Source organism: Micromonospora sp. A3M-1-15 (genome assembly GCF_024213425.1).
Classification (GTDB): domain Bacteria; phylum Actinomycetota; class Actinomycetes; order Mycobacteriales; family Micromonosporaceae; genus Micromonospora; species Micromonospora chersina.
On record NZ_JANAVK010000002.1, the window covers coordinates 567,778 to 587,538 of the forward strand.

The window sequence follows — 19,761 nt, forward strand, 5'->3', positions numbered from 1 at the left end:
CGCGTCCGGGCCGTGAGTGGAACGCCATGGGTGTCATGGCCGGGCTTTGACACCCATGGTGTTCCACCGACGTCGGGGTTCAGCGGGTGGTGCGTTCGCGGAGGGCTTGGCGGACCAGGGCGATGGTCGCGCGGGGGTGGCGGAGGACGTCGTCGGCGGTGAAGCGGAGGACCAGCCAGCCCGCCGCGCGGATTGCGTTCAGGCGGGCGACGTCCTGGCGGAAGTGGGCGCGTTCACGGTGGTGGTCGCCGTCATACTCGACCGCGACGCGGAGCGCGGGCCAGGCCAGGTCGACGCGGGCGATGAAGCGGCCCCGGGCGTCGTGCACGTCGTGTTGGGCGACGAGCGGGCCCAGACCGGCGTCGAGCAGGAGCAGCCGCAGGCGGGTCTCCATCGGTGACTCGCTCGGCGGTTCCGCCAGCGCCAGCACCTCGCGCAGCAGCGGCAGGCCCGGCCAGCCAGAGCGCTCGGCAGCGTAGGCGCGCAAGGCGGGCAGCTTCACCACCCGGCGGTGCAACAACGCCTCGACGGCGACCAGCGCGTCGACCCGCGAACCCTGCCGGCCGAGGTCGAACGCGGTGCGCAGCGCCGTGGTGACCGGAAGGCCGGCGAAGCGGGTGCGGTCGGTGTCCGGCAGCACGGAACGGACCGGCCGCACGCGGGGATGGGACCGCAGGCGGGCGGCCCGGGGCAGCAGCACGGTGACCGGTGCTCTCGTGCCGCGCCCCCTCGTCGGCGTTGGCGGGGAAGAGCCGGGCGTAGAGGCGTCCCGGCCGAGCAGGTCGGCGCCCCAGAGGAAGGCCGCGCTGCGCCCGGCGATCGCCGCGCTGGGCGGCAGGCGCAGTGCGACGGCGTCGCACCACATTCGGTGGTCGCCGTCGCGGTAGCCGTTGTGGTGCACGTAGACGTCCGGCAGCAGCCGGATCCACGCTGGACTCCGCAGCATGGTCCAGGTCAGGAGCCCTTTGGCGACGGCGGTGCTGCCGCGGAACGGCTGGACGGACAGCCGGCGGGGGACCTGGGCGGGTGAGGCCATCCGGACAGCATCACGTGATCGGGAGATCACCCGCTGTCCCCAATCTCCATCCGGGACGGTCGGTGGGAAATTCTCCACCCACCCTTGGCGGATCCGCGCGCACGTCGTACGGTAGGCCCGCAAGTGACCCACGGGAGCCCGGTGCCACCGGGCTGAGAGGGGGGCTGGAAGCCCCCGACCGTCGAACCTGATCCGGGTAATGCCGGCGCAGGGAGGAGAGTTGCCGTGCCGTCCCTGGGACGACTGCATCTGATCACCGACACCCGGCCGGGGCGGGACCCGCTCGCCGTGCTGCGCGCCGCCCTGCCGGTGGCCCGCGCCGAGCTGGTCGTGCAGGTCCGGGTGGAGGACGACGCCACCGACCGGGAGGCGTACGAGCTGGCCCGCCGAGTGGTCGGGCTGTGCCGGCCGTACGGGGCGGCCTGCCTGGTCAACGACCGGCTGCACGTGGCGCTGGCGGTGGAGGCCGCCGGCGGCCACGTCGGCGCGGAGGACCTGCCGGTGGCGGCGGCCCGCCGGGTGCTCGGCGCCGACGCCGTGCTCGGGGCGACCGCGCGGGAGCCGGGCGGCGCCGTCGCGGCGGTCGCCGCCGGGGCCAGCTACCTGGGCGTGGGCCCCTGCCACGCCACCACCACCAAGGCCGGCCTGCCCGACCCGATCGGCCCCGAGGGGGTACGCGCGGTGGCCGGCGCGGTGGACGTGCCGGTGATCGCCATCGGCGGGGTGACCGCCGCGTCGGTGCCGGCGCTGCGGGCCGCCGGGGCGTACGGGGTGGCGGTGGTGGGGGCGCTCTCCGCGAGCCCCGATCCCGCCCGCACGACCGTCGAGCTGATCGAGGCCCTGACGTGCTGACCCGACCGGACGTCGCCATCGTGGGGGCGGGACCGGTCGGGCTGGCGATCGCGTGGCGGTGCGCGTCCCGTGGGCTGCGCGTGACCGTGCACGACCCGGCGCCCGGCTCCGGGGCCTCGCACGTCGCCGCCGGGATGCTCTCGCCGGTGGCCGAGGCGTACTTCGGCGAGCCCGAGCTGACCGGCCTGCTCGCCGAGTCCGCCGCCCGCTGGCCCCGCTTCGCCGCCGACCTGGCCGAGGCGGCCGGCGCCGATGTCGGCTACCGCGCCGACGGCACGCTGGTGGTCGGGCTCACCGCCGACGACCTGGCCGAGGCGCGACGGCTCTGGTCGTACCAGCAGGGGTTGGGGCTGCCGATCACGCCGTTGCGCCCCTCGGAGCTGCGCGACCGCGAGCCGGCGCTGGCCCCGCGGGTGCGCGGCGGCGCGGTCGCCCCCGGCGACCACCAGGTCGACCCGCGCCGGCTGGTGGCCGCGCTGCGGGCGGCGGCCGAACGGGCCGGCGCGGTGCTGCGCCCGGGCCGGGTGGACGCGCTGTCCGAGGTGGACGGCCGGGTCACCGTGGTCGCGGCCGGCTGCGGCGCAGCCGCCCTGACCGGGCTGCCGGTGCGGCCGGTCAAGGGTCAGGTGCTCCGGCTCCGCGCGCCCGGTCGCGGCGCGCCGGACTTCCGGCACGTCATCCGGGGGTACGCCGACGGCGAGTCGATCTACCTGGTGCCCCGGGACAGCGGCGAGGTGGTGGTCGGGGCGACCGTCGAGGAGCGCGCCGACACCGAGGTGACCGCCGGCGCGGTGCTGCGACTGCTCCGCGCCGCCGTGGACCTGGTGCCGGAGCTGGCCGAGTACGACCTGGTCGAGGCGACCGCCGGGCTCCGCCCCGGCACGCCGGACAACGCGCCGATCATCGGGCCGCTGCCCGGCCGGCCAGGCGTGCTCGTGGCCACCGGGCACCACCGGCACGGCATCGTGCTCACCCCGGTCACCGCCGACCTGGTCACCGAACTGATCGTCACGGGCGAGCCGGACCCGCTGCTCGCCCCCTTCAGCCCGGACCGGTTCGGGAAGGAGCCCAGGTGAGACTGATCGTCAACGGCGCGGGACGGGACCTGCCCGGCGGCTCGACCGTCGCCGATGTGGTGCGCGCGGTCACCGCCCAGGAACGCGGCCTGGCGGTCGCCGTGAACGGCGAGGTGGTGCCGCGCGGCGGCTGGTCGGCGACCGTGCTGCGCGACGGCGACCGGGTCGAGGTGCTCAGCGCCGCCCAGGGCGGGTGAGCCGGATGGCCTTCGAGATCGGCGGGGTCGGTTTCGGCTCCCGGCTCGTCCTCGGCACCGGCGGCGCGGCCAACCTGCACGTGCTGGAACAGGCGATCCGCGCCTCCGGCACCGAGCTGGTGACCCTCGCGCTGCGCCGGGTGGACACCGCCCCCGGCGCGGCCGGCGGCCTGCTCGACGTGCTGGACCGGTGCGGCGTACGGCTGCTGCCGAACACGGCCGGCTGCTACACCGCGTCCGAGGCGGTGAAGGTGGCGCGGCTGGCCCGGGAGGCGTTCGACACCGACTGGGTGAAGCTGGAGGTGATCGGCGACGAGCGCACGCTGCTGCCCGACGGGGTGGAGCTGCTGCGCGCCGCCGAGGAACTGGTGGCCGACGGGTTCACGGTGCTGCCGTACACCTCGGACGATCCGGTCCTGGCCCGCCGGCTGGCCGACGTGGGCTGCGCGGCGGTGATGCCGGCCGGCGCGCCGATCGGCTCCGGGCTGGGGGTGAGCAACCCGCACCACATCCGGCTGATCCGGCAGGGCGTGGACGTGCCGGTGATCCTCGACGCCGGGATCGGCACCGCCTCCGACGCGGCGCTCGCCATGGAACTGGGCTGCGACGCCGTGCTGCTGGCCAGCGCGGTCACCCGGGCGGCCGACCCGGTGGCGATGGCCACCGCCATGCGGCACGCCGTCGAGGCGGGGCGGCTGGCGTACGGGGCGGGCCGGATCGCCCGCCGCTTCCACGCTCTCGCCTCCACCCCCGACGAGGGGAGGCCGGACCTGTGACGGCACCCGCTTCCGTCGCTCTCGGCGCGCGGCCGGACCGCCCCGTGCCGTCGGGCGTCGTGCTGCTGACCGACCGGCGGGTGGCGCGGCGACCGCTGGCCGAGGTCGTGGCGGCGGCCGTGGCCGGGGGAGTGCGCTGGGCGGTGCTGCGGGAGAAGGACCTGCCGCGGGCCGAGCGGGCGGCCCTGGCCGCCGAGCTGCGCGCGATCCTCGCCGGCGCCGGCGGCCGGCTGATCGTCGCCGGGCCCGATCCGCTCGACGGTGACGCCGTGCACCTGCCGGCCGCCGGCCCGTACCCGCCGCCGTCCGCCGGGCTGGTCGGCCGCTCCTGCCACGACGCCGCCGAGCTGGCCCGGCTCACCACGGAGGACTACGCGACCCTGTCGCCGGTCTTCCCGACGAGGACCAAACCCGGCTACGGCCCGCCCCTGCACCCGGCCGGGCTCCGCGAGCTGATCGGCGCCAGCCCGGTGCCGGTGCTCGCCCTCGGCGGCATCGAGTCGCCGGGACAGGTGGCGGCCTGTGTCGCGGCCGGCGCGGCCGGGGTCGCCGTGCTCGGCGCGATCATGCGCGCCGACGATCCCGCCGCGGTGGCCGCCACGCTCACCGCGGCCCACGAGGCGGCTGGTCGGGCCGGTCACGGGGCGGCCCGACCAGCCCCCACAACCCGGGTCAGTGTCCAAGAGGCGGTCACCCCTGTGGCCCACAGCCCCAATCGTCGGCCGCAGCCCCCAACCGCAACCAAGGAAGCAACATGACCCCGAGGACGACACTCACCATCGCCGGATCGGACTCCGGCGGCGGCGCCGGCATCCAGGCCGACCTCAAGGTCTTCGCCGCCCTCGGCGCCTATGGCACCAGCGTGATCACCGCGGTCACCGCGCAGAACACGCGGGGCGTGGACGCCGTGCTGCCCCTGCCCCCGCAGACCGTGCGCGACCAGCTCGACAGCGTGCTCGGCGACTTCGCCGTACGCGCCGTGAAGACCGGCATGCTCGGCACCCCGGCGGTCGCCGACGCGGTGGCCGAGGCGGCGCGGGCCGGCCGGCTGCCCCACCTGGTCGTCGACCCGGTGCTGGTCGCCACCAGCGGGCACCGGCTCGGCGTGGCGACGGCCGTCGAGCGGCTGCTCCCGTACGCCGAGGTGGCGACGCCGAACTGCGCGGAGGCCGCGGCCCTCACCGGACGCCCGGTGACCACGGTCGAGGAGATGGTGGCGGCGGCCGAGGCGCTGGCGGCCGCCGGCCCGGCACACGTGGTCGTGACCGGCGGCGACGTGGACGCGGCCGGCGAGTCGGTGGACGTGCTGGTCGGCGGCGGCTCGACCACGCTGCTGCGCGCGCCCCGCGTGCCGACCCGGCACAACCACGGCACCGGCTGCTCGTTCTCGGCGGCGATCACCGTCCGGCTCGCGGCGGGCGACCCGGTGCCGGTCGCGGTGGCCGCCGCCAAGGAGTACGTGACCCGCGCGCTGACCGGCGCCCGGGACTGGGAGCTGGGCGCGGGACGCGGCCCGCTGGACCACTTCGGCTGGTCCGCTTGAGCGACAGGGAGGCTGTCATGCACGCACGTCGCAAGGTCTACGTCGAGGGGTCACGCCCGGACATCCGGGTGCCGTTCGCCGAGGTGGAGCTGACCGGGGACAACCCGCCGGTCCGGCTCTACGACACCGCCGGCCCCGGCTCGGATCCCGAGGTGGGGCTGCCGCCGCTGCGCGGTCCGTGGATCGCCGAGCGCGGGGACGTCGCCCCGGTGCGCGGCGCCGGCACCCCGCTGGCCGGTGTGGACGGTCGCCGGCCGACGCAGCTCGCGTACGCCCGGGCCGGGATCGTCACGCCGGAGATGGAGTTCGTGGCGGTCCGGGAGGGGGTCGCGCCGGAGTTCGTCCGGGACGAGATCGCGGCCGGGCGGGCCGTGCTGCCGCTCAACGTCAACCACCCGGAGTGCGAGCCGGCGATCATCGGCAAGGCCTTCCTGGTCAAGGTCAACGCCAACATCGGCACCTCGGCGGTGACCTCGTCGGTCGCCGAGGAGGTGGAGAAGCTGACCTGGGCCACCCGGTGGGGCGCGGACACCGTGATGGACCTGTCCACCGGCAAGCGGATCCACGAGACCCGCGAGGCGATCGTGCGGAACTCGCCGGTGCCGATCGGGACCGTGCCGATCTACCAGGCGCTGGAGAAGGTCGGCGGCGACCCGGTGAAGCTCAGCTGGGAGGTGTTCCGCGAGACGGTCGTCGAGCAGGCCGAGCAGGGCGTCGACTACATGACGGTGCACGCCGGGGTGCTGCTGCCGTACGTGCCCCTCGCCGTGGACCGGGTCACCGGGATCGTGTCCCGCGGTGGCTCGATCATGGCGGCCTGGTGCCTGGCGCACCACGAGGAGAACTTCCTCTACACCCACTTCGAGGAGCTGTGCGCGCTGCTCGCGAGGTACGACGTGACGTTCTCGCTCGGCGACGGGCTGCGGCCGGGGTCGATCGCGGACGCCAACGACGAGGCGCAGTTCGCCGAGCTGCGCACCCTGGGCGAACTCACCAAGGTCGCCTGGGCGCACGACGTGCAGGTGATGATCGAGGGCCCCGGGCACGTGCCCATGCACAAGATCAAGGAGAACGTGGACCTCCAGCAGGAGTGGTGCCACGAGGCCCCGTTCTACACGCTCGGGCCGCTGACCACCGACATCGCGCCCGCGTACGACCACATCACCTCGGCCATCGGCGCCGCGATGATCGGCATGTTCGGCACGGCGATGCTCTGCTACGTCACCCCGAAGGAGCACCTCGGGCTGCCCGACCGGGACGACGTGAAGGCGGGCGTGATCGCGTACAAGATCGCGGCACACGCGGCCGACCTGGCCAAGGGGCACCCGGGGGCGCAGGCCTGGGACGACGCGCTCTCCAAGGCGCGGTTCGAGTTCCGCTGGGAGGACCAGTTCAACCTGGCGCTGGACCCGGAGACCGCCCGGTCGTACCACGACGCGACGCTGCCGGCCGAGCCCGCGAAGACCGCCCATTTCTGCTCGATGTGCGGCCCGAAGTTCTGCTCCATGAAGATCACCCAGGAGCTGAAGGAGTACGCGGCACGCGGCATGCAGGACAAGTCGGCGGAGTTCGTGGCCGGCGGCTCCCGCGTCTACCTGCCGCTGGCCTGAGCGCCGCCGGGGGCCGGGCCGCTGGTCGACCCGGCCCCCGCACGCTCAGTCGCGGTGGTGCCGGCCGGTACGCAGGGACCGGGCGTCGTCCCCGTTGTCGTCCGCGGCGAGGCCGGCGACCCAGTCGACGTACTCCTCGTCCTGCCTCGCGAGCGGCTCGGACTCGCGGTCGACATCGCCCGGCTCGCCGCCCTTGCCGCGGTTACGCCGGAACAGGCCGCGCCGCGCCTTGGACTTGCCGCCGGCCGCCTCGGTGGCCGCGTCGGCCTCGGACACGTCGGCGTGCCGGCCGCCGGAGGTGGGCTCCACGGCCTGACCGTCCCAGGCCGGAAGGACCGGGCCGGTGGCCTCCGGGGCGGGGCCGGTCGGGCCGGTGGCCTCCGGGCCGGAACCGGTGGGGCCGGTGGGTTCCGGGGCGGTGGTTTCCAGGGCGGGGTCGGTGGGCGGCGGGGTGGTCGGGCCGGCGGGGCGGGGGTTGGCGAGGGCGTCCCAGCCGGTGGTCCGGCCCAGGTCGGGCAGCGCCCGGTGCCTGGGGCGCGGCGCCGGCTCAGGCCGAGGCCCGGTGCCGTCGGGGGTTCCGGTGCCGTCGGGGTCACCGTCCCGGCCGGCGCTCGGGCTGCCGGGCCCGGTGGACCCGGGACCGCCGCGCGGGGCGACCGGCCAGTTCGTGGCGGGGGCGATCGGCCAGGCCGGCCGGACGTTGCCGGGGGTCACGTCCTCGAAGATCGGGACCCGCGGCCGGGGCGACGCCGGGGGTTCGGGCAGGTCGGCCGGCGGGGGCTCCGGGGCGAAGAAGAAGTTCCGCCGCTCGCCGCCGGCCGGATCGCCGGTCCTGTCCTCGCCCGGTGCCGGGGCGGCCTGGTCCGGCGCCTCGGGTAGGTCCGCGGCTCTCGTGTCGGCCGCCGGGTCGGTGCCGGTCGTCGGGGTGTCGGCGGCGGCCGGCGTGTTTCCGGTCAACTCGACGGTGCTGGCCGGTGTGGTGGCGGGCTCGGCGGTGCCGGCCGGTGTGGTGATGGTCGGCTCGGTGGTGCCGGTCGGTGTGTTGGTGCTCGGCCCGGCGGGGACCTGGTCCGCGGCGGCCCGGGTGGTGCGCGGCTTGCGGGTGCGCTTGGCGCGGCCGACCGGAGTTGGCGCGGCCGGCACGGAGTCGCCGGCCGCGGCGGCCGCCTCCGCCGCCAGGGCGTCCGGCGCCGTCGCGCCGTCCGCCGGTCGGGACGTCGAGGGCGCGTCGTTCCTGGCTGCCGGGGTGTCCGCCGGGGTGGCGCGGTCCGCTCGTCGGCCCGGGGCGGGTGCGTCGTCGAGCGCCCGGACCGTCGGGGGCACGTCGTCTGCCGGCGGCGGCGTCGGCGTGGGAGCGCCGGCGCGGTTCCGCCGCGATCGCGTCCCCCGCGCCGGGGCCGCCTCCGTCGCCGGCTCGGCGGGGACTGCGCCGGGCACCTCGCGATCCGTGGCCGCCGGGTCCGGCGCGTCCGTCCGGTCCGGCGCGACGGACCCGGCTCCGGTCCGGTCGGCCGCCCTCGCGGTCTTGGCGGGCGAGGCCGTCGGGCGCGCCGACTCCACCAGCGGTGAGACCGAATCCGACCCCACCGGCGCAGCGGGCGGTGGGACCGGGGCCGGGTCGGCCGGCGGGGTCGGGCGGCCGGCGGCGAGCACGTCGATGGCCGACGTCCGCCGTCCCGGCGGGGGCGATCCGGGCATCTGCAGGTGCCGGACGAGGTCCGCGTCGTCCCGCCTGGCGGCCGGCCCGTCCGGCACGGTGTCCCCGAACGCCCACGCGGCCTGCGTGTCTGGCCGATCGGCGTCGCTGTCGTCGGCCTCCCGGGCGGGTCGCGTCGGGTCCGGTTCCGGCTTCGCGGCGACGGTGTCGTGGGACGGCGCGACGTCCGAACGCTGCTCGGACGAGGGGCCCGAGGGGGTCGGCGCGCCGAACCAGTGGCGGTCCGAGGCCGGCTCGCCGCCCACACCCGGCGTCGCGGCCGCCGGGGCGTGGTGTCGCGTCGCGGTGGCCTCGTCCACCGTGCCCGGACCCGGCTCGTGCACCGGGGTCGGCTCCGCCCGGTCGGCCGGTAGCTCGGCGGGACGGTCGAGGGACCGGCGGGTGAGCCCGGCGGGGGTGAGCCCGCCGGCCTCCGGCCAGTCCCAGTGGGCGGGGCTCGGTGCCCCCGGGGCGCGTACGGTCACCTGGGCGGCGGGAGCCGGGTCGGCCGCGCCGGTGGTGGCCGGCGACGCCGGCAGTGGCTGGAGGATGTCGGTCGGCTCGATGGCGTCCCGCCCGGCGGCCGTGGTCACCGGCCGCGGCAGCACCGTGGTGGCGGTCGAGCCGAGCGCGCCGGCGGCGACCGCGATCAGCGCGCCGTAGTAGGGCGCGAGCTGGTAGCGGTCGGCCGCGGTGCCGGGGCCGGCGGTCAGGTAGGCGAAGGCCAGCAGGACCGGGCCGGCCGCCCCGGCGGCGCCGCCGACCAGCGGCAGGTGCCCGGCCCGCCGGGCAAGCGCGCCGACCGCCGCGCCGGCGAGCAGGGCCAGCGTGGGCAGCACCAGCATGGCCAGGCGCTGCGCCGCGGCCGGGTCGAGCCAGGACGGTTCGAGGACGCCGAGGCGTGCGGTGGGCAGCGTGCCGGTGGACGCGACGGACGGCGCGACGGAGATCAGGGCGACGAGCCATACGGCCGCGGCGGTGAGCGCGACGCTCCAGCCGAACGGCGGCTTGAGCAGCACGGCGATCGCCGCGCCCGCCCCGACCACCGCGCCGAGGATCGCGCAGATGCCGACCGCCCACACCGGGTCGACGGTGCCGCCCAGCTCGGCGGCGCGGGCCGGCTGCATGCAGAGCGGCGCGACCACGGTCGCGCCCAGCGCGCTGACGCCGGCGATGGAGAGCAGCTCGGCGGTGCCGGCCGGGGAGGCGTCCCGGCGGGCGAGGCGTGCGGTGAGGACGGCCCCGGCGATCGTGGCGACCGCGGCGAACCAGCCGACCCAGGCGAGCTGGGCGGGCCACCGGTTGACCGAGCCGTCGACGAACGCGCCGTCGAGGCGTACGACGCCGAAGCCGTACGCGATGCCGAGCTGGCCGGCCCCGGCCAGCACGCTCACCCCGAGCGCCGTGAGCAGCAGCTTGCCCCACGTCCGAAAGGCCATGTCGGGCACGTTACGGCCCGGTGCACCCGATCGCCACCTTGCCACCCGTGGCGCGGCGAGTCGGCGCCGGCGTGGCTACTTCAGCTCGACCAGCCGGGCCAGGTACGTGGTGTCGCCGACGTTGGTCAGCATGTGCACGGCGCCCGGGTCGCGGTAGACCACCCCGCCGGTCGGCTCGTCCGCGTCGATGGTCGTGCCGTCGATCGTCTGCACCACGTTCTTCGCGCCCTCGATCGCCACCACGAGGTACGGGTGGTCGTGCCGGTGCAGCGGCTGCCGCTCGCCCGGCTCCAGCCGGATGTGCCAGACGCGTACCCGGTCGTTCTCGAAGACGATCTCCTGGCCCACCGGGCCGAGTTCGAGGTCGGCGGAGAGGTCGGTCATCGTGGTCCGTCCAGTTGGGGGAGCACCTCGGCGGCGATGAGCTCCACGTGGTCCAGGTCGTCGAAGTCGATGAGGCGCAGGTGCACCCGGGTGGCTCCGATGGCGGCGAACTCGCCGAGCCGGTCGACGAGCTGGGCGGGGGAACCGACCACCGGGTCCTCCGGCGGGAGCGCGCTCTTGACGTGCAGCGGCGCGGCCCGACGCTGGGCCTCCGCGTCGGTGCGCCCGATCGCCACCACGATCCCGGCGGAGAGCACGAGCGGCGACCGCCCCGACCCGGCGCGCCCGGTCCGGTCGCACGCCTCGCGGACCCGCTCGTACGCGGCGGCCGTCTCGGCGACGGTCTTGAACGGCATGTTGAACTCGTCGGCGTACCGGGCGGCCAGTTCGGGGGTGCGCTTCGGGCCCCGGCCGCCGACGATCACCGGTGGGCCGGGCTGCTGCACCGGCTTGGGCAGCGCGGGCGCGTCGACCAGCCGGTAGTGGTCGCCGGTGAAGCTGTACGTCTCGCCGGGCGGGGTGCGCCACAGCCCGGTGACGATCTCCAGCTGCTCGGCGAGCCGGTCGAACCGCTCGGTGACCGCCGGGAACGGGATGCCGTAGGCGGTGTGCTCGCGCTCGTACCAGCCGGCGCCGATGCCCAGCTCGACCCGGCCGCCGCTCATCTGGTCGACCTGGGCGACCATCACGGCCAGCGGGCCGGGCAGCCGGAAGGTGGCCGAGGTGACCAACGTGCCCAGCCGGATCCGGGAGGTCTCCCGGGCCAGCGCGGCGAGCGTCAGCCAGGCGTCGGTGGGGCCGGGCAGTCCGGGGTCGTCCCCCATCGACCGGTAGTGGTCGGCGCGGAAGAAGCCCTCGAAGCCGGTCTCCTCGACGAGCTGGGCGAACCGGAGCTGGTCGTCGTAGCTGGCTCCGCGGTGCGGCTCGGTGAAGACGGACACCCGCATGGTCACCGCCCTCCCGCGGCGACGCCACCGGTGGCGTCGCGTTCCATCAGCAGTTCGTGCAGTTCGGCGCTGATCCGGGCGACCTCGGCCAGGTGCGCGTGGCGGCCCAGGGTGCGGGGCCGGGGCACGGCCACCTCGACGACCTCACGGATCCGGCCGGGGCGCGGGCTGAGCACGACGACCCGGTCGGCCAGCAGCACCGCCTCGTCGATCGAGTGGGTGACGAAGACGATTGTCGCCTTCGTCTCCATGTGCACCCGCTGGAGCTCGCCGGAGAGCTCCTCCCGGGTGAGCGCGTCGAGCGCGGAGAAGGGCTCGTCCATGAGCATCACCCGGGGCTCGCCGATCAGCGACCGGCAGAGCGAGACCCGCTGCTGCATGCCACCGGACAGCTCGTGGGGGAGGCGCTTCTCGAAGCCGCCCAGCCCGGCCATCTCCAGCAGCCCGCGGGCCCGGTCGCGGTGCCTGGCCCGGCGCCAGCCGAAGATCTCCACGGGCAGCAGGACGTTGTCCAGCACCGTGCGCCAGGGCAGCAGCGCGGGCCGCTGGAACAGCATGGCGATGTCCCGGCGGGGCTTCGTGATCGGCGTGCCGGCCACGGTGATCTCGCCCTCGCTGACCGGGAGCAGGCCGGCGATCATGCGGAGCAGGGTGGACTTGCCGCACCCGGAGCGGCCGAGGACGGCGACGAACTCGCCCTCCGCGACGTCGAGGTCGATGCCGCGCAGCGCCTCGACCCGGCCCGAGCGGCCGTCGAAGGTGCGGGACACCCCGGACAGTCGGATCATCTCCCGCCGGCTCCCTTCCAACGTCGCGAACGCGAGCCGGGCTAGCGTAGCGGGAGCCGATCCTTATAGCACCGTCCGGGGTGGACGTCAGTCTCCTTTCCGTCAGGCAACTTCGTTTCCGTTCCGCAACCCGTACGCCCGCCTGGCTTCATCGGCCTTCTCGTACGCTGTTGCGCGCGAAGAGTCCCCTCACGACGGTCCCGTCGGCTGTCCCCTCCTGCCGACACCGTCGGACCCACGACCCGACCGGGCGAACATGGCCTGGTCGGAAAGGACATGGTGCACTGATGAGAAGGCTGACCCGTACGGTCGCCGCCGCGGCGCTGGCCACCGCCCTCGCCCTCGTCGGCGGTTGCAGCAGCGACTCGGACAAGTCAGACGACGGCAAGAGCGGCAACGGTACGGCGCTGGAGAAGGTGACCTACCTCACCTCGTTCGGCAACTTCGGCCGTGACTCCTACGCCTGGGTGGCGAAGGAGAAGGGCTTCTTCAAGGAGGCCGGCTTCGACGTCGACATCAAGCCCGGGCAGGGCACCGGCTCGGTCATCCAGACCATCACGGGCGGCCAGGCCGACTTCGGCCCGATCGACCTGACCGGCGGCATCCTCCAGCTCGGCAACGGCCAGGCCAAGGACTTCGTCGCGGTGGCGGCGATCCAGCAGCGCACCATGGCCGCCATCGTCTCGGTCGAGGGCAAGAACATCGCCACCCCGAAGGACCTCGAGGGCAAGAAGCTCGCCGACACCCCCACGTCCGTCGTGCGCAACCTCTTCCCGACGTACGCCCGGCTGGCCGGCATCGACGCGAAGAAGGTGACCTGGGTCAACGGTGAGGCGCAGGGCCTCATCGGCATGCTCGGCTCCGGCGCGGTCGACGGTATCGGCCAGTTCGTGGTCGGCCAGCCGACCGTCGAGGCGGTGGCCAAGAAGAAGCCGGTCGTGCTGCCCTACAGCAACGTGATGCAGGACCTCTACGGCAACGTGCTGATCACCTCCAGCAAGATCGCCAAGGAGAAGCCGGAGATGGTCAAGCGCTTCACCGCGGCCCTGCTCAAGGGCCTGGAGTACGCGCTGGCCCACCCGGACGAGGCGGGCGAGATCCTGAAGAAGAACGTGCCGGCCGCCAACCCGGCCGCGTCGGCCGCGGAGCTGCAGCTCATGGCCGCGTACGTCCGCTCCAGCAACTCGGGCACCGCCATCGGCACGCTGGACAGCGGCCGGGTCGCCAAGAGCATCGCGCTGCTCCAGGGCGCGGGCGCGCTCAAGCAGAACCTCACCCCCGACCAGATCATCGACTTCAACCTCGCGCCGAGGGCCTGACCGTTCGGCTCGGGCAACGGGGGTGCGGCCCGCCGGGACACCCGGTGGGGCGCACCCCCTTCGCGTGCCGGTCGTCGACCGGCCGAGAGAGGAGGACACGTTGACGCAGTTGACCGGGACCCGCGCCGGGGCGCCGGCGCCGGAGGAGCCGGCGGAGCCCGTCGCCGCGCCGCGCCGGCTGGTCGTACGCCCCGCGGCCGTGGGGCTGCCGGCGCTCGGGCTGGTCATCGCCGTGGCCGCCTGGTGGCTGGTCACCTCGGGGCTGCACCTGGTCCACCCGGCCGCGCTGCCGCCGCCGCAGGCGGTGTGGCGCTCGCTGGCCGGCACCACCGACGTGCTGCTTCCGGCGCTGGGCATCACCACCTGGATGACCCTGCTCGGCTTCCTGCTCTCGTCGCTCGCCGGGGTGCTGATCGGGATGGCGCTGGCCGCGTCCAGCCGGGTGGAGCGGATGTTCGCCCCGCTGCTGGTGGCGGTCAACGCGGTGCCGAAGATCGCCTTCGGTCCGCTGTTGGTGGTCGCGGTGGGCTGGGGGCAGAAACCCATCCTGACCATGGTGTTCCTGCTCTGCTTCTTCCCGATCGTGCTGTCCACGGCGACCGGGCTGACCACCACTCCCGCCGACCTGGCCGAGCTGGGCCGCTCGCTGAACGCGTCCTGGTGGCAGTCGTTCCGGAAGGTGCGCTTCCCGGCCGCGCTGCCGCAGATCTTCGTCGGGCTGAAGGTGGCCATGCCGCTGGCCGCGATCGGCGCGGTGATCGGGGAGTTCTATTCGGACCGGCCCGGGCTGGGCTACCAGATCCTCCAGTACAACGGCGTCGGTGACACCGCGACGGCGTGGGCGGCGATCGTGCTGGTGGCGGTGATGAGCATCCTGCTCTACTCGGCCCTCAGCCTGGTCGAGCGCCTCGCCCTGCCGTGGGTCCGCGCCACCACCTCGGCCCGCTGACCGGCTGCTCCCGGCGGGAGGCGTCCCCGCCTCCGGCCGGGAGCCGGCCCGATCAGCCGGCCAGCCGCCAGCGGCCGCCGCGGGCGACGAGCGTCGTGAGCGCCTGCGGCATGAGGCCGGAGTGGTTGTCCGGGGTCATCCGGATCGGCCCGGAAAGGCCGTCCAGCTGAGCGGTCTCCAGGACGTCGCGCAGGGCGCTCCGGTCCACCTCGCCCGGCTCGCTGCCGGCCCGCAGTTCGGCGTCGGCGATGAGCTGGACGGCGTCCGCGGCGAACGAGGAGTAGCCGTTGTAGCCGCCCCACCGGGCGGTGTACTCCTGGAACCACTGCCGCCGGGCGGCCTTGGCCGGGGTGGTGGCGATGACGTCGTCGATCACCATGGTCTGGGTGAAGATCAGCGTGGCCCGCTCGGTGGATCGGGCCGCGGCGCCCAGGAAGAGGTCGCCGGCCGCCGAGGCGTCGAAGAAGAGCGCGCCGCTGTAGCGGCGCTGCCGGGCGGTGGTGGCCGCCAGCGACGCCTGCTCCGGCGGGGTCCAGACGATCAGTGCCTCGGGCTTCTTGTCGACCAGGCTGTCGATCTGGGTGCTGACCTCCGTGTCGGTGGTCCGCACCGACTCGGCGCGAGCCAGCTTGACGCCGGCCTTGGCGAACTCGCTGTTCAGCGCCGCCAGCCCTTCCTGGCCGTACTTGTCGGCGCTGTGCAGCACGGCCACCTTGCGGATGTTGCGGCGGGTCAGTTCGGTGGTGAGGGCGGCGGCGCTGTCGGCCGCATTCGGCGCCAGCTTGAAGACATAGCGGCGCTCGGCCACCGGTTCCGTGACCTCGCCGGAGGAGGCGAGGGCAACGGTCGGAATTCGCTTCTCACCGATCGTGCGGACGGCACCGACCGCACATTCGTTGCAGCCGCCCATGATGATGGCGGTTACCCGTGAGTCGCTGCTGAAATCGTTGATGTTCCGCAACGATTCGGCGGCGTCGGAGCGGTTGTCCTTCACCTTGAGTTCGATCTTCCGGCCACCCAGCGCGCCGGACGAGTTCAACTGCTCGACCTTCAGTTCCAGCGCCCGTTGGTAGACCTTGCCGATCGGCGCGGAGGCGCCGGACAGTTCGAGGTCCGCGGCGATCACGATCGGGCTGGTGTCCTGCGGCTCCCCGCCGATCTCGCAGCCGGTGAGGGTGGTGGCCAGCACGGCCGATGCGAGCACCGCGATGCTCGCGGAGCGGATGGGGCTCAACTCAGTCCTCCAGGTGCGGCGTGGGCCAGCGCCCGATCACCGCCGCTCGTCCGTCCTCAGTGGAGGAACGGGATTGGTGTGCCGTACGGTGTGCGCGAAGCCTGCAAAACCTTGCCAATGCCGGGCCCTGTGGTCAAGCGCGGATGTCGGGAGCGGTTTCGGGACGCTCGTCCCACATGTTGGGGACACGGAACGTTAACCGACAATTACTGCGCAGATACGACTGACCACTCTGGAGTTACATGCCCTGTTCAGGGGGCTGGAGAAAAGAAGGTATTAGGTGATCGGATCACGGGTTGCGTCGGCCCCGACCGTTTCCTGCCTCACTGCCGCTTCCCAAACAGGATCTCGTCTGATGAAATCGCGGCCGTGCCGCGCGTGGCGCTGGCCGCTGCATCAGGCACGGGTCGGCGGGTCAAGCGTGGAAGAAACGACGGAGGCGATGTCGTGAGCACCGGATCTACGACCCTGCCCGAGAGCCCCGACGCCGATCAGCGGAATCGGCGTCGGCGACTGCCTCGGCTGCGTGACGCGCGGATCCGCTCCAAGCTCGCCCTGATCCTCGTCGTTCCGGTGGCGGCTGTCATCGCACTGGCAACTATCCGACTCGTCTCGGTCGGCGAGGGCGCGTACGAGGCCAACCGGATCCGGTCGCTGACCGCGCTGTCGATCGACGTCTCGGCGCTCACCCAGGACCTGCACAAGGAGCGGATGGCCGCGGCCGCCTTCCTGGTCGCCCCGAACCAGACGCCGGACGCCTACAACCTGCGGGTACGCCGCACCGACGAGCGGATCGCGGCGTACCGGGCCGAACGCGGGAAGCTCGGCGACGTGCCGAACTCGGTACGCGACCGGCTCAAGGTGATCGACGACCACCTGAACACGCTGAACGGCACCCGCCAGGAGGTGCTGGACCGGCAGCAGATGCCGGTCTCCGAGGCGAGCCTGCGCTACGGCATCGTCCTCGACGATCTCGTGGCATACGGCGACACGCTGGCCCAGCAGCCCGGCGCGGAGAGCCTCGCCGACGCCCGTCGCGCGGTGGCCGCCTTCGCCCACGCCAAGGCCGAGGTCGCCGAGGAGGAGGCGGTCGCCTACACCGCGCTCTCCAGCGGCCGGATCGACGACGAGCAGTTCTCCTCGTTCGTGGCCACCCTGACCGGCCAGCAGGAGGCCCTGCTCTCCTTCTCCCGGGCCGCCGAGCCGGACCAGCGGGCCCTGGTGGACCGCACCGTCTCCGGTGACGCCGTGCAGCTCGGCGACCGGGTCTCCACCGACGTCTCCCGCTCGGTCGGGCAGGCGCCGCTGGTCACCGCCGACGAGGCCGCCGCGGCCATCGCCGCGGTCGGCGACCTGATGCGGTGGGCCGAGATCCAGCTCCAGGACGAGCTGCTCGCCGACGCCGACGCGGTCCGCACCGACGTCATCCGGCAGGCCTTCATGGAGAGCCTGCTGGTGCTGCTCACCCTGGCCATCGCCGTGACGCTGGCCGTGGTCCTGGCCCGTTCGCTCAACGACTCGCTGCGCCGGCTGCGCGAGGGCGCGCTGGCGGTGGCGAACCACGACCTGCCCGACGCGGTGAGCCGGCTCCAGAACGTCAACGCCATCGGCGACGGCGGCGTGGACGAGATCGTCCAGCAGGTCCGGGACCCGATCAAGCTGACCAACCGCGACGAGGTCGGCCAGGTGGCCGCGGCCTTCAACGTGGTCCACCGGGAGGCCGTCCGGGTGGCGGCCGAGCAGGCCGCGCTGCGGACCAGCGTCTCGGCGATGTTCCTCAACCTGGCCCGCCGCTCGCAGAGCCTGGTCGACCGGATGATCGGCGAGCTGGACGCCATCGAGCGCGGCGAGGAGGACCCGAAGCGGCTGGCCCAGCTCTTCGAGCTGGACCACCTGGCCACCCGGATGCGCCGCAACGACGAGAACCTGCTGGTGCTGGCGGGGGCCGACTCGGCCGTGCCCCGCCGCGACGACGCGCTCCTGGTCGACGTGCTGCGCGCCGCGCAGTCCGAGGTGGAGCTGTACAACCGGATCGAGTTCGGCACCGTCGACACCGACATCTCGGTCGCCGCGCACGCGGTCAACGACGTGGTCCGCCTGGTGGCCGAGCTGCTCGACAACGCCACCCGGTTCTCGCCGCCGAACACCATCGTGGTGGCCGACGGCCGCCGGATCCGCGACTACGTGCTGATCCAGGTCGAGGACCGCGGTCTCGGCCTCAGCGACGAGCAGCTCGACTCGCTCAACCGCCGGCTGGCCGCCCCGCCCACGGTGGACGTGGCCGCGTTCCGGCTGATGGGTCTGGCCGTGGTGAGCCGGCTCGCCTCCCGCTACGGGATCCGGGTCGAGCTGCGCCGCAACGTGGAGGGCGGCACCGTCGCCCAGGTCACCCTGCCGAACGCCACCGTGGTGCTGCCGGCGAACCGGGGCCAGGCCCCGCTGACCCGCCCGCGCCAGCCGCTCGCCGTCGAGCAGTCCCCGCTCAGCCAGGTCGGCGCCGCCGACGCGCTGGCCGGCGGGGGCCGGGCCGGCACGGCCACCCTGGCCGACCAGTGGCGCAACACGGCCACCCCGCCGCCGGCGCGCTGGCAGGCGCCCGCCGAGGCGCGGGACACCGCCCCGGCCGTGCAGTTCGGTGGCGTCACCGGCGCGCTGCCCACCGCGCCGCCGAGCGTCCCGGTCGCCTCCGCGCCGCCCGCTCCCGCTCCCGCCCCGGCGGCTCCCGCCCCGGTCTCCGGCGCCGGCTGGTCGGCGGGTGGGCCGACCGTCGCGTACCCGTCGCTCGATCCGCTGCCGCAGCGGGCGCCGGGCGGGGAGGCGGCGACGACCGCCGCCCCGGCCGCCCCGGCCCCGCCGGCCTACCAGCCGGCCGCCGCGACCCCGGTGGTGGCCCGGCCGGCCCGGCCGGCCGAGGCGCCGATATTCCGGGAGATGGAAGCGGTCTGGTTCCGCTCGCACGGCGAGGACGAGACCACCATCTTCACCCGCCCCCGGTTCGACGAGGAGCCGGCGCCGGCCCCGGCGCAGGCCGCCGCGTCCGCGCAGCCGGCCGGCGCGTCCCCGCTGCCGCCGCTGCCGACCCGCACCCCGGGCGCCCAGGCGGCGGGGCTGGCCACGCCGCCGCCGTACACCCCGCCGGCGGTCCCGACCCCGCCGCCCGCCGCGGCCGCGGCCGTGCCCGCGCCGGCGCCGACGCCGCCGGCGATCGACCCGGAGGCCTGGCGGACGGCCGCCGACGAGGGCTGGTCGCGGGCCAGCAGGGCCGCGGAGCCCGCCAACGCCGGCACGACCCGTTCCGGCCTGCCCAAGCGGGTGCCGCAGGCCCAGCTCGTGCCCGGTGGCATCGAGCCGAAGGGCAGCCGGGCCAGCACCCGGCGCACCCCGGACGAAGTACGCGGCCTGCTGTCGGCCTACCACCGCGGTGTGCAGCGGGGTCGGACGGCCGGCGCGGACCTGAACAGCACCTCGACCAAGGAGACGAACCGATGAACAGGCCAGCGGCCATGCAGGACATGGGTTGGCTGCTCACCAACTTCGCCGACAGCGTGGCGGGCATCGCCCACGTGGTGGCGGTGTCCGCGGACGGGCTGCTGCTCGCCTCCTCCCGCGACCTGCCGGGGGACCGGGCCGACCAGCTCGCCGCGATCACCTCCGGCGTGGTGAGCCTGACCGAGGGTGCCGCCCGGATGTTCAGCGCCGGCGGGGTGCTCCAGACCGTCATCGAGATGGACAGCGGATATCTCTTCCTCATGTCCATCAGCGACGGCTCGTCGATGGCCGTGCTGGCCGCGCGGAGCTGCGACGTGGGCCAGGTGGGCTACGAGATGGCACTGCTGGTGGAACGGGTCGGCCAGGCGCTGGTCCCGCTGCCCAGGGACGCCGTCCGGCCCTGACCGGCCGTCCGGTGACGTGGCC

Annotated in this window: 17 protein-coding genes and 1 riboswitch; of the genes, 11 read left to right on the forward strand and 6 right to left on the reverse strand. The window is 74.8% G+C overall.

Annotation, left to right across the window (positions count from 1 at the left end):
* Nucleotides 1-79: 79 nt before the first annotated feature.
* Complete coding sequence (locus tag NLX85_RS12460; protein WP_254334641.1) at nt 80-1,036, reverse strand: DUF559 domain-containing protein; 957 nt, start codon at nt 1,034-1,036, stop codon at nt 80-82.
* A 121-nt stretch (nt 1,037-1,157) separates the two neighbouring features.
* Nucleotides 1,158-1,267, forward strand: a riboswitch (TPP riboswitch).
* Here NLX85_RS12460 and NLX85_RS12465 point away from each other — a divergent pair.
* The 7 genes from NLX85_RS12465 to thiC all read left to right on the forward strand — a co-directional run bounded on the left by NLX85_RS12465 (nt 1,262) and on the right by thiC (nt 7,090).
* Nucleotides 1,262-1,888, forward strand: a complete 627-nt coding sequence (locus NLX85_RS12465; protein ID WP_254334642.1) for a thiamine phosphate synthase — start codon at nt 1,262-1,264, stop codon at nt 1,886-1,888. Its footprint overlaps the riboswitch before it by 6 nt.
* Nucleotides 1,882-2,964, forward strand: coding sequence for a glycine oxidase ThiO (thiO, locus tag NLX85_RS12470; protein ID WP_254334643.1), 1,083 nt, complete (start codon nt 1,882-1,884; stop codon nt 2,962-2,964). The genes NLX85_RS12465 and thiO overlap by 7 nt, the downstream gene beginning before the upstream one ends.
* A complete protein-coding gene (gene thiS, locus NLX85_RS12475) occupies nt 2,961-3,161 on the forward strand; it encodes a sulfur carrier protein ThiS (RefSeq protein WP_254334645.1) in 201 nt (66 codons plus the stop codon). Before thiO ends, thiS begins: the two co-directional genes overlap by 4 nt.
* Nucleotides 3,158-3,937, forward strand: a complete 780-nt coding sequence (locus tag NLX85_RS12480) for a thiazole synthase (protein WP_308210716.1) — start codon at nt 3,158-3,160, stop codon at nt 3,935-3,937. The genes thiS and NLX85_RS12480 overlap by 4 nt, the downstream gene beginning before the upstream one ends.
* Nucleotides 3,938-3,981: 44 nt before the next feature.
* Entirely contained in the window at nt 3,982-4,695 is a 714-nt protein-coding gene (locus tag NLX85_RS12485) for a thiamine phosphate synthase (RefSeq protein WP_254335537.1), read from the forward strand.
* Nucleotides 4,692-5,480 (forward strand): bifunctional hydroxymethylpyrimidine kinase/phosphomethylpyrimidine kinase, encoded by a 789-nt coding sequence (gene thiD, locus NLX85_RS12490; RefSeq protein ID WP_254334649.1) that lies wholly within the window; start codon nt 4,692-4,694, stop codon nt 5,478-5,480. Before NLX85_RS12485 ends, thiD begins: the two co-directional genes overlap by 4 nt.
* A 17-nt stretch (nt 5,481-5,497) precedes the next feature.
* Nucleotides 5,498-7,090, forward strand: coding sequence for a phosphomethylpyrimidine synthase ThiC (gene thiC / locus NLX85_RS12495; RefSeq protein WP_254334656.1), 1,593 nt, complete (start codon nt 5,498-5,500; stop codon nt 7,088-7,090).
* A 45-nt stretch (nt 7,091-7,135) separates the two neighbouring features.
* On the opposite strand, the gene NLX85_RS12500 is transcribed toward thiC, so the two are convergent.
* The 4 genes from NLX85_RS12500 to NLX85_RS12515 all read right to left on the reverse strand — a co-directional run bounded on the left by NLX85_RS12500 (nt 7,136) and on the right by NLX85_RS12515 (nt 12,344).
* Nucleotides 7,136-10,225, reverse strand: coding sequence for a hypothetical protein (locus tag NLX85_RS12500; RefSeq protein ID WP_254334658.1), 3,090 nt, complete (start codon nt 10,223-10,225; stop codon nt 7,136-7,138).
* A 75-nt stretch (nt 10,226-10,300) separates the two neighbouring features.
* Entirely contained in the window at nt 10,301-10,609 is a 309-nt protein-coding gene (locus NLX85_RS12505; RefSeq protein ID WP_189195442.1) for a cupin, read from the reverse strand.
* Entirely contained in the window at nt 10,606-11,556 is a 951-nt protein-coding gene (locus tag NLX85_RS12510) for an LLM class F420-dependent oxidoreductase (RefSeq protein ID WP_254334659.1), read from the reverse strand. Before NLX85_RS12510 ends, NLX85_RS12505 begins: the two co-directional genes overlap by 4 nt.
* A 2-nt stretch (nt 11,557-11,558) precedes the next feature.
* A complete protein-coding gene (locus NLX85_RS12515) occupies nt 11,559-12,344 on the reverse strand; it encodes an ABC transporter ATP-binding protein (RefSeq protein ID WP_254334662.1) in 786 nt (261 codons plus the stop codon).
* A 287-nt stretch (nt 12,345-12,631) separates the two neighbouring features.
* On the opposite strand from NLX85_RS12515, the gene NLX85_RS12520 reads away from it, so the two are divergent.
* Together NLX85_RS12520 and NLX85_RS12525 are read left to right on the forward strand one after the other, a co-directional pair.
* Nucleotides 12,632-13,663 carry an ABC transporter substrate-binding protein gene (locus NLX85_RS12520; RefSeq protein WP_254334664.1) on the forward strand — a complete coding sequence of 344 codons (1,032 nt, stop codon included), beginning with the start codon at nt 12,632-12,634 and terminating at the stop codon, nt 13,661-13,663.
* A gap of 100 nt (nt 13,664-13,763) precedes the next feature.
* Nucleotides 13,764-14,612 (forward strand): ABC transporter permease, encoded by an 849-nt coding sequence (locus tag NLX85_RS12525; RefSeq protein WP_374628080.1) that lies wholly within the window; start codon nt 13,764-13,766, stop codon nt 14,610-14,612.
* Nucleotides 14,613-14,664: 52 nt separating this feature from the next.
* Here NLX85_RS12525 and NLX85_RS12530 read toward each other — a convergent pair whose 3' ends face one another.
* Nucleotides 14,665-15,846 (reverse strand): ABC transporter substrate-binding protein, encoded by a 1,182-nt coding sequence (locus NLX85_RS12530; RefSeq protein WP_254334666.1) that lies wholly within the window; start codon nt 15,844-15,846, stop codon nt 14,665-14,667.
* Nucleotides 15,847-16,293: 447 nt separating this feature from the next.
* Between NLX85_RS12530 and NLX85_RS12535 the strand changes: the two genes are divergently transcribed.
* Together NLX85_RS12535 and NLX85_RS12540 are read left to right on the forward strand one after the other, a co-directional pair.
* On the forward strand, nt 16,294-19,335 hold the full coding sequence (locus NLX85_RS12535; RefSeq protein ID WP_254334675.1) for a nitrate- and nitrite sensing domain-containing protein: 3,042 nt from the start codon (nt 16,294-16,296) through the stop codon (nt 19,333-19,335).
* Nucleotides 19,332-19,739 (forward strand): roadblock/LC7 domain-containing protein, encoded by a 408-nt coding sequence (locus tag NLX85_RS12540; protein WP_091262735.1) that lies wholly within the window; start codon nt 19,332-19,334, stop codon nt 19,737-19,739. The genes NLX85_RS12535 and NLX85_RS12540 overlap by 4 nt, the downstream gene beginning before the upstream one ends.
* Nucleotides 19,740-19,761 lie beyond the last annotated feature (22 nt).